Source organism: Kribbella kalugense (genome assembly GCF_004365875.1).
Classification (GTDB): Bacteria; Actinomycetota; Actinomycetes; order Propionibacteriales; family Kribbellaceae; genus Kribbella; species Kribbella kalugense.
Window position 1 is genome coordinate 3,257,112 of the sequence record NZ_SODF01000001.1, and the last position, 14,363, is coordinate 3,271,474.

Annotated in this window: 12 protein-coding genes and 1 pseudogene; 6 read left to right on the plus strand and 7 right to left on the minus strand. The window is 61.3% G+C overall.

What is annotated here, in order from left to right; genetic code table 11:
• Positions 1–33: 33 nt before the first annotated feature.
• From EV650_RS15320 to EV650_RS41020, 4 genes and pseudogenes are all read left to right on the plus strand, one after another.
• Complete coding sequence (locus tag EV650_RS15320; RefSeq protein ID WP_166678133.1) at positions 34–426, plus strand: nuclear transport factor 2 family protein; 393 nt, start codon at positions 34–36, stop codon at positions 424–426.
• Between the two features lie 46 nt (positions 427–472).
• A pseudogene (locus tag EV650_RS15325) lies at positions 473–684 on the plus strand (DUF3039 domain-containing protein); the annotation flags it as partial.
• Positions 685–837: 153 nt separating this feature from the next.
• Positions 838–1,515: a LacI family DNA-binding transcriptional regulator gene (locus EV650_RS15330; RefSeq protein WP_238174219.1), complete on the plus strand. Its 678-nt coding sequence runs from the start codon at positions 838–840 to the stop codon at positions 1,513–1,515.
• A 39-nt stretch (positions 1,516–1,554) separates the two neighbouring features.
• Positions 1,555–1,848: a substrate-binding domain-containing protein gene (locus EV650_RS41020; protein ID WP_238174220.1), complete on the plus strand. Its 294-nt coding sequence runs from the start codon at positions 1,555–1,557 to the stop codon at positions 1,846–1,848.
• Between the two features lie 15 nt (positions 1,849–1,863).
• Here EV650_RS41020 and EV650_RS15335 read toward each other — a convergent pair whose 3' ends face one another.
• The 7 genes from EV650_RS15335 to EV650_RS15365 all read right to left on the minus strand — a co-directional run bounded on the left by EV650_RS15335 (position 1,864) and on the right by EV650_RS15365 (position 7,997).
• Positions 1,864–2,091, minus strand: coding sequence for a hypothetical protein (locus EV650_RS15335; protein WP_134119418.1), 228 nt, complete (start codon positions 2,089–2,091; stop codon positions 1,864–1,866).
• A 130-nt stretch (positions 2,092–2,221) separates the two neighbouring features.
• Complete coding sequence (locus tag EV650_RS15340; protein WP_166678134.1) at positions 2,222–3,391, minus strand: nucleoside hydrolase; 1,170 nt, start codon at positions 3,389–3,391, stop codon at positions 2,222–2,224.
• Positions 3,392–3,592: 201 nt separating this feature from the next.
• The gene (locus EV650_RS15345) at positions 3,593–3,883 is read right to left on the minus strand and encodes a hypothetical protein (RefSeq protein ID WP_439648780.1); all 291 of its coding nucleotides are present in this window, start codon (positions 3,881–3,883) and stop codon (positions 3,593–3,595) included.
• 662 nt (positions 3,884–4,545) lie between these two features.
• The gene (locus tag EV650_RS41480; protein ID WP_134119420.1) at positions 4,546–4,683 is read right to left on the minus strand and encodes a nitroreductase/quinone reductase family protein; all 138 of its coding nucleotides are present in this window, start codon (positions 4,681–4,683) and stop codon (positions 4,546–4,548) included.
• A gap of 220 nt (positions 4,684–4,903) precedes the next feature.
• Positions 4,904–5,746 (minus strand): carbohydrate ABC transporter permease, encoded by an 843-nt coding sequence (locus EV650_RS15355; RefSeq protein WP_166678135.1) that lies wholly within the window; start codon positions 5,744–5,746, stop codon positions 4,904–4,906.
• A 53-nt stretch (positions 5,747–5,799) separates the two neighbouring features.
• The gene (locus EV650_RS15360) at positions 5,800–6,672 is read right to left on the minus strand and encodes a carbohydrate ABC transporter permease (protein ID WP_134119422.1); all 873 of its coding nucleotides are present in this window, start codon (positions 6,670–6,672) and stop codon (positions 5,800–5,802) included.
• A 71-nt stretch (positions 6,673–6,743) separates the two neighbouring features.
• Entirely contained in the window at positions 6,744–7,997 is a 1,254-nt protein-coding gene (locus tag EV650_RS15365; RefSeq protein ID WP_134119423.1) for an ABC transporter substrate-binding protein, read from the minus strand.
• Positions 7,998–8,483: 486 nt separating this feature from the next.
• On the opposite strand from EV650_RS15365, the gene EV650_RS15370 reads away from it, so the two are divergent.
• Together EV650_RS15370 and EV650_RS15375 are read left to right on the plus strand one after the other, a co-directional pair.
• Positions 8,484–9,509 carry a LacI family DNA-binding transcriptional regulator gene (locus EV650_RS15370; protein WP_134119424.1) on the plus strand — a complete coding sequence of 342 codons (1,026 nt, stop codon included), beginning with the start codon at positions 8,484–8,486 and terminating at the stop codon, positions 9,507–9,509.
• A gap of 1,220 nt (positions 9,510–10,729) precedes the next feature.
• Positions 10,730–14,359 carry a GDSL-type esterase/lipase family protein gene (locus EV650_RS15375; RefSeq protein WP_134119425.1) on the plus strand — a complete coding sequence of 1,210 codons (3,630 nt, stop codon included), beginning with the start codon at positions 10,730–10,732 and terminating at the stop codon, positions 14,357–14,359.
• The last annotated feature ends 4 nt before the right edge of the window (positions 14,360–14,363 follow it).

A 14,363-nucleotide genomic window follows, 5' to 3' on the forward strand; every position in this document is an offset into this window, starting at 1 on the left:
ATGACGGACAGCACCTCAGAAAGGCACCACCACATGACCATCACGCTCGCGGATCGCTTCGAGCTCCAGGACCTCGTCTTCAACTACGCCCACGGCATCGACCGTCGTGACGAAGCACTCTTCGCCGGCCTCTGGACCCCGGGCGCCATCTGGCACTTCGTCGATGAGGGCGGCCTCGGCAAGCTGGTCGGGTACGACGCCATCATGAAGGGCTACCGCCAGGCGACGGCTGGCGGCCGGCGGATGCATCACCTCTCGTCCAACCTGATCCTCGACGCCACGGCCAGCCCGATCACCGGGCACAGCGACTCCGTGGCCACCGGGCGAGAGACGCCGCTGTTCCTCTCGTACACCGATGAGTACGTGAAGCTGGACGGCGTCTGGAAGTTCCAGCTCCGCGAAGTTCACGCCCACCTCGAGAGCTGAACCCCTTCGACGTAGGTCCGCGAGACTGTTGGCTTGCGCCGCGTAGGAGGAGGACCACGAGCTGTTCTCGCACACGTGCCGAAAGAGAAGCTCACCGAGGCGATGGTGATGGTGATGGTGATGGGCACGCCAGGGGTCGCGCTGTGCGGCAAGGTGTGGGTGCCGAGCCGCGACCCGCAGCGTTTCCCGGTCTGCCCGGAGTGCAAGGAGATCTGGGCCTCGCTCAGCCCGGGTGACGACCAGGGCGGCGAACGGTGATGGAGTACGAAACACTCGGCAAGGCAGTCACGCGGGTGATCCTCTCATGTCACTGGTAAGGCCCGGGGGTTACGTACGTAAAGTGCATGACAGACAGCTGGGTAATCCATTTCCCGAGCGGCTACTGTTCGTCGGAGGAGGAGGATCAGTGATGTGGCGGCACGGGCCGGGGCGTCCACGGCGACCGTGTCCCGCGCGCTGAACGGGAAGCCGACCGTCGATCCGGACCTGGCCGCGAGGGTCCGGGCGGCCGCGACCGAGCTCGGGTGCCAGCCGAACGGCCCGGCGCGGAACCTGCGCCGCCAGGAGGCCGCGGTGGTGGCGCTGATCATCTCCGACGTGGAGAACCCGTTCTTCACCGCGATCGCCCGCGGGGTGGAGGATGTCGCGCACGAGGTCGGGTACTCCGTCGTGCTGTGCAACTCCGACGAGAGCGCGGAGAAGGAGAACCGCTACCTCGACATCGCGATCCAGGAACGGGTCGCCGGCGTCATCCTGTCACCGAGCGGCCCGACCACCTCGATCGCGAAGCTGGCCGGCCGGGGTACGGCGTACGTCGCGGTGGACCGGCCGCTGCCCGAGCACGACAGTGACGTCCTACTGGTCGACACCCAGCTGGCCGCCCGGGAGGCGACTGCGCATTTGGTTGCCCAGGGCTACGAACGAATCGGCTGCATCACCGGACCGACCGGCGTGCGTACCGCGGACGACCGGCTGGCCGGCTGCCCGCGACGGGCTCAGGTCGGCCCGCCGCCGCAGCACGACCAAACTGGTACGCCGGACCACCTCGAAGATGGGGCACCAGGGTGCGCCGAGGTTGGTGCGCCCTAGCAGTACAAGGCGGAGGGTGCTCGCCGGGCCGCCCTGGGCGTGCTCTCCCAGCCCGCGCCTCCGGACGCTCTCTTGGTCGCCAACAGCGCGATGGCTGTAGGCGTCCTTCAAGCCTTCCGGGAAAACGGCATCCATCCTCTCGTCGCCTTCGACGACCCTCCCTGGGCCCAACTCATACATCCACCACTAACGGCGGTAGCCCAGCCCGCGTATGAAATCGGCACCACGGCCGCGCACCTCTTGCTGGCGCGCATCGCCGACAGCAGCCAGGCGCCCACAACAACCACCGTAGGCGCCTGGCTGCTAGTACGCGCCAGCTCTCACCAGAGCTGATTTACTGCTTTCCGATCAGTTTCTCGATTCCCCTCCGCGTCCGAACTTCCTCCGCATCCGTCCTCCGTCTCCACGCCCGAACTCCCGCTTGGCAGCCCCCTCCATCTTGGCTACATCTTTTTCGTCGGCACCATTCGCATATGCCTTGTCTGCCTCACTAACAGCTTTCCTGTATGCCACCAGGCCAGCCCGTGCAGCGTCGAAGGCCTGCTCGTCCCTGCTCGGAACGTTCTTGCCGGTCATCCACCATCTCCTTCCGATCCGGCCGCCGGGCCGATCCCGGCGACAACGTCAGCCCCTCGACAACCACCCTCGCTCGCGACCCAGGTTTCGATCGCCACCCCCCCGTAATGGGACGCCCCCTGAAGGCGAATTAGCGACCGCGCGCACCCTGCTGCCGCCGCGCCGGCGACCAGGTGCCTGTCCGGGAGCCCCCGACCACCTGTGCAGCCGCCAACTGCCGAGCTGAGGTGTCCTGCAGGCCTGGCTGGGACGGTGCGGCGTTCAAGACCCTCGAAAGCGTGTCTCGGTGCCGGGCCGGGTCGCTGTCGACATCGGTGGCGAGGAACCTCGGCGGCCCTTGCGGATCGGGTGTCGCGGCCAAGTCGATCTCCCCCCAACGGCTCTCTTCGGCGCGATCGTCTCCGGGGCCCGGGCTGGGCACGTGTGCGATGGAGACTCGAGAAAGCGTGTAGCGCCCGAGATCCTGCGGCTGTCCGGCCTGGACGTCCACAGGGGGTTGCCGTGACGTATCCAGGTCGGCCATCAACTCCACAGGGTGGAAGTCGTGGACGTAGATCTTTTCACCGCGTGGTTCCCACATGTGTGGCCAGGCGCGCCGGTACATCTCCGCGAGGTGGTCGAAAGCCGGCGTCGTCGACAGCGCCGCAAGTTCATCTGGATTGGCAAAGCTGAACTCGGCACGTTTGGTGACGTCCGTCGGGATCATGTAGACCGGCCCGGGGTAGCCGGCGAGCGTTTCACGCACCGCGTCGGCGTCTGCCAGCACGTTGAACTGCCGTCGGCCGCCGGCCATGGTGGCGACCTGCGGGTCACCGAACATGCCCAACTGTGCGGTTAACGCGCCGAGCTTCGGCCGGATGCGCTCGTCGCTCATCAAGTGCACGGCGTCGGTCAGCGGACCGGCGCAGATCAGGTCGACCTTGGTGGTGTCCGGCAGGTCGGCAATGCGATCTGCGGCGTCGGCTAGATAGCCCGCCAGTTGGCTGTCCGGCAGCGGCGGAGCGATGTCGAGCACATGTTCGTCGATATGCACGCGGTGCGGGATCGTCGAGTACGGCGCGAGGCCGCCCTCGTACACTGGCACATCCGATCGGCCATGGCGGACCAGCAAGTCCTTCATCCGAACGGCGTTGTCGTGGCGTATCGCCCGGCTGGCAGCGGGATCAGCTTCGTACGGCTTCGCGGTGTGGTCGGGGTTCACCGGCCGGCCGGTCATGATCACGCCGCCGATAGCGATCGAGTATTCGCTGCTGGTCGCCGCCAGCGCGGCTGCATAGTTGTCGGGGTCCGGACCGTCCACGATCAACCACACCTGGCGGCGAGGCAGGCCGGCCGAGCTCAGCGCGGGGTCCCTGCCAGGAGCAGGCAACGAGGTCGTTGCAGGGTCCATTGTCACGTCCAGACGATGACACACTCCCGCGCCAGCGACGAAGGATTACTAAAATCATCGAATAGCTCGGACACGGCTGAGTTCCGCCTCGGGCGGGACCCAGCCCAGGTGTTAGATGCCGAGCTTTTCGTTCAGGAGTGGGCGAACCTCGGCGACGTCGGCCGGGCCGACACCGAGCGCGTCCAGGTCCTGACCGGACTCGTTCGCGGCCCGGGCCAGCTCACCCAGCCACCACTTCTTCGCGGCGGCCGCAGGAACACCGAGCTCAACCGTCGCCACGATCGGCTCCAGCGCGTTGCCGTTGATGACGTCGCGCATCTCGAGATCGGTGAAACCCCACTCCTTCTGCAGCCGAGCCCGGCGTACCGGAGGTGCCTCGGGCAGCGCAGCTCCTCGACCCACTCACGCGACGGCGCGACCGGGACCAGGTCAGGCTCCGGGAAGTCGTCAGCGTCGGACTTCTCCCGGCCGGAGGTGGTGATGCCGGTGTCCTCGTGCCAGTGCCGGGTCTCCTGGAGAACCTTGCCGCCCGCGTCGCAGCGTGCTCAGGATCCAACCATCGCGTGAGCGGCACCATTCACCCTGACACTGAGTTCTAACTAAGACATTTCGGGACACTTTGAGGCGAACCAAGACATTCCGGAGACGTCTTATCGTGCCGTGACGCTGTCCCCGTCCGACTGCCATCCTTGCTCTGAGACATCCGAGGAGGGCCGTGAGGGGCAGGCAGAGCCACACCTTCGAGAGCCGTTGTCATCGCTGAGCGGAAGTGTCAGCCAAACGAGCTGCTGCGACAAGCGCAGGGCGAGATATCCCAAGGCAAGATTGCCGACCTGGTCAATGCTGAGATCTACCGTGCTACCGGCAAAGAGCAGCTCATCACGGCCAAGTCGATCTCCGACTGGAATGTGGTTGGCACGTATGGCCGTCCCCTGCGTGTAAGGGTGAGTTGAGGCCAGCGGCATGGAGCACAAGCGTGCCCGCTCCGCGCCCACTGTTGCGGACGCGTCGAAGATCTGGTCGTCAGTCTCGACAATGACATGAGGACTAGTCACAAGGTTGATTTACCAGTCTGGGTGCTGCGGTGCACCCAGACTGGAGGTGATGACAAACAGACTGTCACTCTCAGGGTGGAACACCACCGGCGTCGTACGCCGCTGCCCAGTCTTAATAAACGCGACTTCGACACCACGCCCCGCCATACCCCGCCGCCGGGACTCCTGCCGCCAGTGGCGCTCTCTGGGCAGATCGATTGGCTGGGACGGCCGTGGTAGCCATGTCAAAGATTCGGTGGCACCTCTACGCACCTGAGTGTTGCGACGACTTGGGTGATGCCTGTAATGACTTGTCTCTCCCTACAATTTCTCCCAGCGCCACTGCAGGCACCCGCCCCAACCGAACCGTGCTCCCAGACATTCAGTCTCAGCCCTTCGTCGCACCCGCTCCAATTCCCGCGACGATATGCCGTTGAAGAATTAAGAAGATCACAAATAGAGGAACAGTACCCAAAACTACCGTCGGCAGCAATTGACCCACGCTGTACGAATGCGTCCCGATCGTCGAGTATACCGACAGGGTAACAGTCTTTTTGCTATCAGACGTGAGCAGAATCAGCGGCAGAACCAGATCATTCCACACAGACAACGACGAAAAGATAATCAGGGTCGCCGTCGCCGGGCGCAACATTGGCAAGACGACGTGCCAATAAGTGCCGATCACGCCGCAGCCATCGATAGTCGCCGCTTCCTCCAACTCCACGGATACCGACCGAAGAAAACTCGTGAAGAAAAAGACGGCGAAAGGCAATCCGAGCGCTGTATAGGCGAGGATGATGCCCATAAAGCTATCCAACAGATTTAGCTGATGCATTAGCTGGTAGAGCGGCGTGATCAGCACGAATATCGGAAGCGCGAGACCGGCAACAAAGACTTGGTAGGTAATCGCGCTCCATCGACGCGCGTGTCGAACGATCGACCAAGCACACATCGACCCGGTCAGAGCGACTACCAACGCGGAGCATCCGGTAATCAGAACCGTATTCCCCAGAGTCCGCGAAAAGTTCATCTCATGGAAGGCTGCGCTGTAGTTATGCCACTCCGGATGAACCGGAATACCGAGAGGATGCGCGTCGACATCGGCATCGGATCGAAGGGAATCACTGAACATCAGGACAATCGGAGACAGCACCAATAGCCCAAACAACACCAGGCCGGCCGTCGAGATGGCTCTGATCGGCCGGTGCCGTGCGCGGGACTGCGAGCGCATCGTCCGACTGTTCGGCCAAAGTCCTAGGTGCGATGCGAAGTCCGCAATACGAGTCATAGTGCGACCTCACGACGACGTAGCAATGTGGTCAAGGTAACTCCAACGACCACTGTAAGCACGAGCAGGACGACTGCAATTGCCGTACCATAGGCAAACTCGAATCCCGCGAAGCTGTTTTGGTAAATGACGAGACTCAACGTCTGAGTCGAGTTTGCCGGACCGCCTTTGGTCATGATGAACGGGAGGTCAAAGACCCTCAGTGATCCAATGGTTGCCAAGGTCACGTTCACGGTTAGGGCTGGCCCAAGTAGCGGCCAGTCGATCGTGCGGAACCTCTTCCACCCACGAGCCCCATCGATCATGGCGGCTTCCATAACGCTGGCTGGGATCGCCAAATAGTTCGACAAGTAGATTGCAGCGGTATAACCCGTATACATCCAGATATACGCTGCTGCAATAGACATCAGCGCCGTGTGCGGGTCGCCGAGCCAAACCTGCTCCAGTCGTCGCAGACCGAGGGTGTCCATGATTATGTTGAGTGGGCCACCGAGAGGAGAGTAGATGAACGACCACAGATAAGATACGGCAACGAGCGCCATCATTGCAGGCAGGAGCAAGCTCGCCCGGATCGCGTTTCGGATACGTGGAAGGCTGTACATCCACCAGGCGACCGCTAAGGCCAGTGAATTCTGCACAACGACTACGACGATCGTGTAAACGATGGTGTTTCGAAAAGCTGCGGTAATGGTCGGGTCGCGCAACATCACTCGATAGTTCTGCAGACCTATAAAGTGCCCACTCGCTAGCCCTTTAGCATCGGTGAAACTGACCGCGATTCCGCGTACGAGCGGGTAGATGGCAAAGACAATGTATGCTGCGACAGCAGGGACGACGAGCAGGACGGCTGCACGGCGAGTCATCCTCATTGCAACTCCTTCCAGCTTGGCCGGACGCCTCGAGCGACCGACCAAGCGGCGACGGTAGCGGGCGTCTGTCTCTACGGAGTCGCAGGGATCGCGTTGTCCAAGTTGGCCAGCAAGGTCGATGTCGGCGTATTAGGGTTCGCAAATAGTTGCGATTCTACCTTCTGCATTTCGGGCTCGGCGTTCGGAAAATTGAGTGTCTCGACCTGCGATGGGACAGTGCGGCCATCGGAAAACGCTTGGGCGATTGGAGCCGCGTCGGTCAGCGTCGGGCTCGGGACATCCTTGAGCGTACTGAAGCAGTTCTCTGCGGCCAGATAACGCGAGTCGTTGGCAGGTTGTGACATGAAATTGACATAATCCTTGGCCGCCTGCTGTTGTGGTGACTTCGCATTGACCGACCATCCCGATCCGACAAAGGTGAACGTCTTTGGTTGTGTCCCATCTCCTCCACCCGGCACTGCATTTAATGACAGCTTGAATTTCGCGCTACTACTAATGTGCTGCATGTCCCATGCGCCATCTACGTCGAACGCCCAGGCACCAGACACGAACTGGGCGAGACCGTCTTTGAACGGATCGATGCCGTTCATGACGGTGCCGTCAACCAGTCCCGTGGTGAGGAGTTGCTTGATGTCATCAATCACAGGCCCCCAGGTCGGGCTCCACCTGGTCTTTCCACCGTCATATCCGCCTGCCCATGTTGCCGGAACAAGATTGGCGCCCAGCGCAAGGGATAGCTGTTCGCCGTACCATCCGCCCTGGTTGCCGGCGATGAGACCCTTCTTCCCGTGCGCCTTAAGCGTCTGCAGATCCGCAATGAACTGTGGCCAGGTCTGGGGGACGGAATTTATCCCGACGCTCTGCAGCAGATCGAGATTTGCATAGAGACCGATCGGAATGTTCTGCTGTATGAGACCGTACGTGCGACCCTTGACCTGAGCGTACGGGCGAATGTTGTCAATCATTCGATCCACCCAAGGTTGATCGGTCAGATCGCTCAGATATCCTTGCTGCTGCCAACGAACGATGCGACGTGGGTCGCTCATCAATACGTCCGCCGCGGTGCCTGAGGCGAGTCTGGTGTTGTTGTACGTGTCGTACTCGCCATTGTCAACGTATTTGAAGTTGATCTTGACATTGGGATATTGCTTTGCGAAGTCGGCGTTGAGAGCCGGAAGGTCCGCCATCTCGTTGCCACCACCTTCGTACCCGACGACATTCAGCGTTACATGACCGTCGGATGACGTTGCCGGTTTCGATGACGCGCACCCACCAATGATCAGGGTGGCTATGATCACTGGTGCCAGAACTAGCCCCTTCTTCATGGACTTACTCGCTCTCTGCTCGTGTTGCACGGAGGATTCGGTTCGGACGGAACGCACCTACTGATATCGACGCCACGCGACGCGGCAGAGGCGGTGCGCCTCGCACCTACTGCTGAGGCTCAGCTCAGGGACACTGTCGAACCGGGTCGTTCTGTGTCAGTCGCGGATGTGTGACTGACAGGGCTTCGCGTTGCCACTGATGGATCGCAGTTCACGAGCCAGACGGGGTCCGACGTTTCGTCTGGCGCGACGGGTGACAGGCGCCCTCGCGATTGGACTCACCGCATCTCCGGGTCGTCGACGGACCCGGCCGGCCTTGTTCGTGGCGCCCTCCCTTTCTTGAGCGTCGTGCGAGTGATCGTCGTCACTATGTGGCACCCGCTGCAACGTTGCAAGGATGCTACGATGAGGCATCCATCGATGCAATGCCGAATCGGCGCGTGCCACCGAGGTGCTCGAAGCTGGGCGAGGATCGGGAGGGCTCACATGAGCGGATCACGCCTGCGCGATGTCGCAGCACGAGCTGGGGTCTCGATCCGAACGGTTTCCAATGTCGTGAACGGCTATGCTCCGGTAGCAGCGACCACACGTGAACGGGTTGAGCGAGCGGTTCAGGAACTGGACTACCGGCCAAATGTGCTAGCCCGGAGTCTCAAGCGCGGCAGGTCAGGGATGCTGGCGTTGGTCGTCCCTGAGCTCGATGTTCCGTACTTCTCTGAGCTCGCTCGAGCGATCATCACTCAGGCCCGGCTCAACGGCTATACCGTCGTGATCGACCAAACCGATGGCGACGCCGGGCGCGAGAGGGAGCTGATTCTGCGGAGTTCTCGTGCTGCCGTATTCGACGGGGTTCTTCTCAGCCCCGTTGCGCTGTCTGCGGCCGACATATCCGAGCACAACCCCTCCGTCCCCATAGTTCTGCTGGGCGAACGAATTGCGGCAAGCCCATTTGACCACGTCGCGATCGACAACGTCAGCGCCGCTCGTGAGGTCACTGAATATCTCTTTTCGATTGGGCGTCGGCGCCTGGCAGCCATTGGCGATCAACCATACGAAACTGGCGAGACCGCGCAGCTACGTACCCAGGGCTTCCGCGAAGCTCACATCTCGGCGGCGCGCGAGCTGGACGAGCGCCTGATCGTCGGGTGTCCCCACTTCCATCGCTCCGAAGGAGCTCGCGCGATGAGTGCCTTGCTGGACGGCGGTGGACCCACCCCGGACGCAGTGTTCTGTTACAACGATCTATTGGCCGTTGGGGCGTTGCGCGTCATGCTTTCCAGAGGCATCCGGGTACCTGAGGATATTGCTCTGGTCGGCTTCGACGACATCGAAGAAGTTCGTTTCACGACACCAAGTCTGACCACAATTGCTCCCGACAAAACGCGACTTGCGGAACTGGCGCTGCAACGACTCATTTTGCGAATCAACACGCAGGATTTCAGCGGACCCGAAGAGTTGTTCGTATCGCACCGCCTCATCGTTAGAGAAAGCACCACACATGGTCGCCAATAAGCTAAGCAGCTTAATCAGTCATTAAGTCGTCAGACATGGCCCAGACCCGAGGAGCATCCGTCAGGCCCGCAGCAGATCAGAGCATTCGTTTTCGTATGCGATTGACTAGGATTGGATCTTTCTTCGAGCGGTCGATTTGTAGCCTTTGAGACCGATCAGAGCGATGCACGCCGTCGCGCTATTGGAACACCTCAGTGAGCTAGCCGGTCGGCGTGAAACGGTTCCGGCTCCTCGGCGGGTGGTGTCCAGCCCACGCTCCCGGATCCCCGTCAGCAGATGCAGCGTGACCGTGATGCTCTCCGTGTCGCCGTCGACCAGCGACAGCGGGCGCTGAGTGCTGTTAGCACCGATCCCCGAGCGCGACGATGCACACAAGCTCGCCGGACTAGACCCCGTCGAATATCAAATGCGACCAAGTCCAGCCCAGCCAGGCTTTGGACAAGCAGATCAGCCAGGGCGGTCTCGGTGGTCTTGACGAACCGCCGGCCGGCCGGACTTCGACCTCGGGGCGGCGTCTGCTCGATCTGCGCGCCGACCGGCCGAGGCATCTTGCCAGCAGGGGGTGGAGCTCCCGGCGAGTACCTTGCCATCGCCATCCGACCGAGCACCCTCGGTGCCGATGCACGTCTCGTGGCCCGGTGTCGACGGCTGGCCGGAGCCGTCAATGGCGCATCTCTGACGCTCGACCGGCGCCCCGCGGCGGCAGACGCCAGTGACCGGCCTCTTCACGGTGACGCGCCGCACTGCAGTCCGGGTCTCCACACCCTTCAGGCCGCACCGCGGGTCGGCTTGGCGGGCACCCAGCACCTACCGCAAGGCAGGCATCAGGCGGGGGGGCCGCCACCTCAAGTTCCAAACGCCCCGGCAAACTCCGATCTGTGACCTATCCCGGTTCAACGCGACCTCTTGCATCGATGCAGGGTTGGGATTAGCGTCCCTCTCCTACTCGCCTTGCATCGATGCAATCGATCGTGCAGGGATCGATAGCGAGCGCTGGGTTGCGTGGTCTCGGCGTAAGCATCGACTGTTTCCATGCTGTGAACTAGACCAAGCTCGGAGGACGTCCAATGCTTGCTCAGCCGCTGTACAGGGTGCGGGCCCGAGTTGTGCGACTCGTCGCAATTGCCCTGATCGTTCCGTTAGCTGTCGTTGTCGGATCCGTTCCCGTTCCAGCGCGCGCCAGTGCGCCGGCGGCATGGGTTAGCGCTTGGGGCTCGCCCATGATCGAGGCCGATCCACTAGCGGCCAGTAACTTCACTTGCCGAGTCGTGAGTCGGGTGACACTGGGTGGGACGTCGATACAGATCCGACTATCGAATGCCTTTGTCGCGACGCCGACGACATTCAGCGCGGTTGGCGTTGCGCAACGTGCCAGTGGCGGCAACCTCGTTCCGGGCACCAGCCAGTACGCAACCTTCGGTGGCAACACCTCGGTCACCGTGCCTGCAGGAGGGCAGGTCACCAGTGATTCGATTAATATGCCCGTAAAAGCTGGAGAGGACTTGGCGGTCAGCGTCTACTTTGCCGGCTCGGTAACCTCCTTCCCTACTCACCCGGTCGGGATGGTAGGAAACTACTGCACGAGCTTCGCCGGTAGCGCTGGCGATCGGACTCAGGACGTCGGCGTTGGCGCGTATCCGGGCCGCGGCACCAATGTTCCGTGGGTGACAGGTGTTGACGTCTCTGCAACGACAAATGAAAGTTCGATCGTCGCGCTCGGCGACTCCATCACCGATGGTTTCGCCGCTACGGTCGACGGATTTAATCGCTGGCCGGATGTCCTGTCTCGCCGTCTGCAGTCCTCCGGTGATGGCAGCCACCTCTCCGTGATCAACGCAGGAATCTCGGGCAACAACCTTGTCCAGAGCGGGGGCGTGGGTCCTACTGGAGTGACCAGATTCTCAGGCGATGTCGTTGCCCAAAAGGGAGCACGATACACAATTCTCTTCGAGGGCACCAACGACATCGCCAACGGAGCTAGCGCAGCAACAGTAGAGGCTGGTCTGCAGCAACTCATTACGGCCGGGCATACCGCTGGACTAAAGGTCATCGGTGCCACGCTGATCGGTCGGCGTGGAGGCTGGGGCGGTGGAGACGACACCAAGGACGCCATACGCAACGCCGTCAATCAATGGATACGCACCACGACGGCGTTTGACGGAGTGATTGACTTCGACGCGGTCACGCATAACACCAACCCGAACTATCCCACCACTGGAGCGCCGTCATATCAGAACTATATCGCGGCAGCCTACAACAGCGGGGATTTTGTGCACCCCAGCCTCGCTGGTTATGCGGCCATGGGGAACTCGATCGATCTGCGCTTGTTCGATGTAAATGTCCTCTACAACTCTGCGTCTCCCGCCGAGGGTCTCGCGTACAACCGCGTCATTCGCCTGGCCCATAGCGGTTCAGCAAACGGAACGCTTCTGGCAACGTTCGAACACCCTTCAACATATGTAATCCGCCAGAGCACGAATGACGGTCAAACATGGTCGACGCTGGCTACCGTCCCGGACGGCGAGACAGGAAGTGGCCATCCGTGGAGCACGCTCTACCAACCGTTCTTGTACGAGTTTCCGCAGACCTTGGGTGGCTTTCCTGCTGGAACGTTGATGTTGACTGGCAATGTTTTACCTCCTGATGGCTCTTCCACACATTTCGAGGAATGGCGGAGCACCGATCACGGCGCCACCTGGACTTATGTCGAGACCTATCAGATCGGCGGAAGTGGCGCCGGCATCTGGGAGCCATACGTGGCGCTGAACTCCGCGGGAAATATGGTCGTCTACTTCTCCGACGAGCGTCAGGGGGCTACGCACAGCCAGAAACTGTCGCACATCATCTCTGTGGACGGCGGTGTTACGTGGAGTGCGAACACCGATGGCTCGACGAGAGTTGCGCCCGGTGAAGTCGACGATGTCTCGAGCGGCCTCCAATCAGACCGTCCAGGGATGGCAACCATTGCGAACTTGCCCAACGGCAACCGTGTGATGGCCTTCGAGCTATGCGGCACCACACACAACTGTGAGGCTCATATCAAGACATCGACCGATGGCGGGAACACGTGGGGCTCCGGGCCAGCCGATCTCGGCACTGAAGTCACGACGACCGATGGGCGATACCTCGGCAGTAGTCCGTACATCGCCTGGAGCCCGGCCGGCGGACCTAGTGGTGAGCTACTGTTGACTGGGATGCGCACCCGCATGGCGTCCGACAACAGTTTCGCGCCCGAAGATCACCAAGCTGTTTTTATCAATACGAACAACGGCACCGGCGCATGGAATTGGATGCCTGCTCCAATCAACGTCGGAGGTGCCGGACCGTCGGGGTCCTGTTACCAGAACTACAGTCCGGATTTGCTGCCTTCGAGCGACGGCCAGACCGTCCGTTACACCGGCGCGTCCGCCTCTGGCCCGGGTGGATGCCGCGAAATGACAGGTAGCTCAAACGCGGGCGTACTACCGTACAGGTCGAACTTCGGTGCCAGTGACGCGGCCTGGCTGAAGTACGGTGGGTGCTGGTCAACATCCTCGAACACCTATCTAGAGTCGTGCGGCGGCGCCGGCGGAAACAAGGCGCTCGTCGGCTCGACCGGTTGGACGAACTACACATTGCAAGGCGACGTCGAGATAACCTCAGGAACCCAGGCTGGGTTCATCTTGAGAGCGACGAATCCCACAACCGGCACAGATGCGCTCAACGGATACTACGCAGCCGTGAGCACCAGCACTCTGTTCCTCGGCCGCGAAAATGGCGGCTGGACAGGACTAGGCTCCGTGGCGATCCCCGGTGGCCTTGCAACGAATGTGTGGTACCACATCTCGGCGCAAGTCGTCGGCTGCACGTTCGTGATTAGTGGAACGCCGTCTGGCAGTAGCGCACCACCAGTGACCTTTTCTTACACCGACTCGGGCTGCACATTCACCCACGGCGCTGTCGGCGTGCGCGACCAAGGTAGCACCGCTGCGTGGCGCAACATCACGGTCAGCTCCACGCAACGCGTAGAGGCAGAATCGCTTTTGCCAGCCCTCTCATCAAGCGCACCGGCGGTAAACCAGGTCAATTGCTGCGGTGTGACTTGGTCCGCAGGTGCGCAGATGTTCTTCGAAGGTGCACACGCTGGCGATCAGGTCTCACTGAACTTCACTGTGCCATCGGCGGGTACTTATGACCTCGCAACGGTCCAAACCAAGGCAGTCGACTACGGAATCAATAGCCTTGCTGTCGATGGTCATCCAATTGGAACGGCATTCGATGCCTACAACCCAACCGTCGCCGTCAGCGCACCGATCGATGAAGGCCCACTAACGCTCGCGGCTGGTCAGCACACGTTACAGCTCAACGTGACCGGAAAGAACGCATCGGCGACCGGCTACCAGGCAGGCCTCGATTACATCAACCTCACTGCCCTCGCGTACTCAACTGTAGAGGCTGAGTCCTTGTTACCGGCTATATCGTCGAGTGCGCCATCGGTGAACGAGAGCAATTGTTGCGGTGTGAACTGGTCAGCGCGCGCTCAGATGTTCTTCAAAGGTACTCAGGTTGGTGATCAGGTAACGCTCGCATTCACTGTTCCAGCAACCGGTATGTATGATTTGTCCCTGGCTGAAACGAAGGCTGTGGACTACGGCATCAATCAGCTCGCAGTGGATGGAGTCGCGATGGGCGCGGCATTCGATGCCTACAACTCAACCGTGGCCGTGACGGCGCCCATCGATGAAGGTCCGCTGACGCTCACAGCCGGGCAGCACACGTTACAGCTCACCATTATTGGCAAGAACGGATCAGCAACCGGCTACCAAGCAGGGTTGGACTATGTGAACCTGTCACCGATCCCATTGCTATAGCGAC

What these genes read in the sequence shown, in the direction of transcription:
- EV650_RS15320 (WP_166678133.1), top strand. Translation starts at nt 34, where the DNA reads ATGACCATCACGCTCGCGGATCGCTTCGAGCTCCAGGACCTCGTCTTC.
- EV650_RS15335 (WP_134119418.1), bottom strand. Translation starts at nt 2,091, where the DNA reads ATGACCGGCAAGAACGTTCCGAGCAGGGACGAGCAGGCCTTCGACGCT.
- EV650_RS41480 (WP_134119420.1), bottom strand. Translation starts at nt 4,683, where the DNA reads ATGGCGGGGCGTGGTGTCGAAGTCGCGTTTATTAAGACTGGGCAGCGG.
- EV650_RS15355 (WP_166678135.1), bottom strand. Translation starts at nt 5,746, where the DNA reads ATGCGCTCGCAGTCCCGCGCACGGCACCGGCCGATCAGAGCCATCTCG.
- EV650_RS15360 (WP_134119422.1), bottom strand. Translation starts at nt 6,672, where the DNA reads ATGAGGATGACTCGCCGTGCAGCCGTCCTGCTCGTCGTCCCTGCTGTC.
- EV650_RS15365 (WP_134119423.1), bottom strand. Translation starts at nt 7,997, where the DNA reads ATGAAGAAGGGGCTAGTTCTGGCACCAGTGATCATAGCCACCCTGATC.
- EV650_RS15370 (WP_134119424.1), top strand. Translation starts at nt 8,484, where the DNA reads ATGAGCGGATCACGCCTGCGCGATGTCGCAGCACGAGCTGGGGTCTCG.
- EV650_RS15375 (WP_134119425.1), top strand. Translation starts at nt 10,730, where the DNA reads ATGATCGAGGCCGATCCACTAGCGGCCAGTAACTTCACTTGCCGAGTC.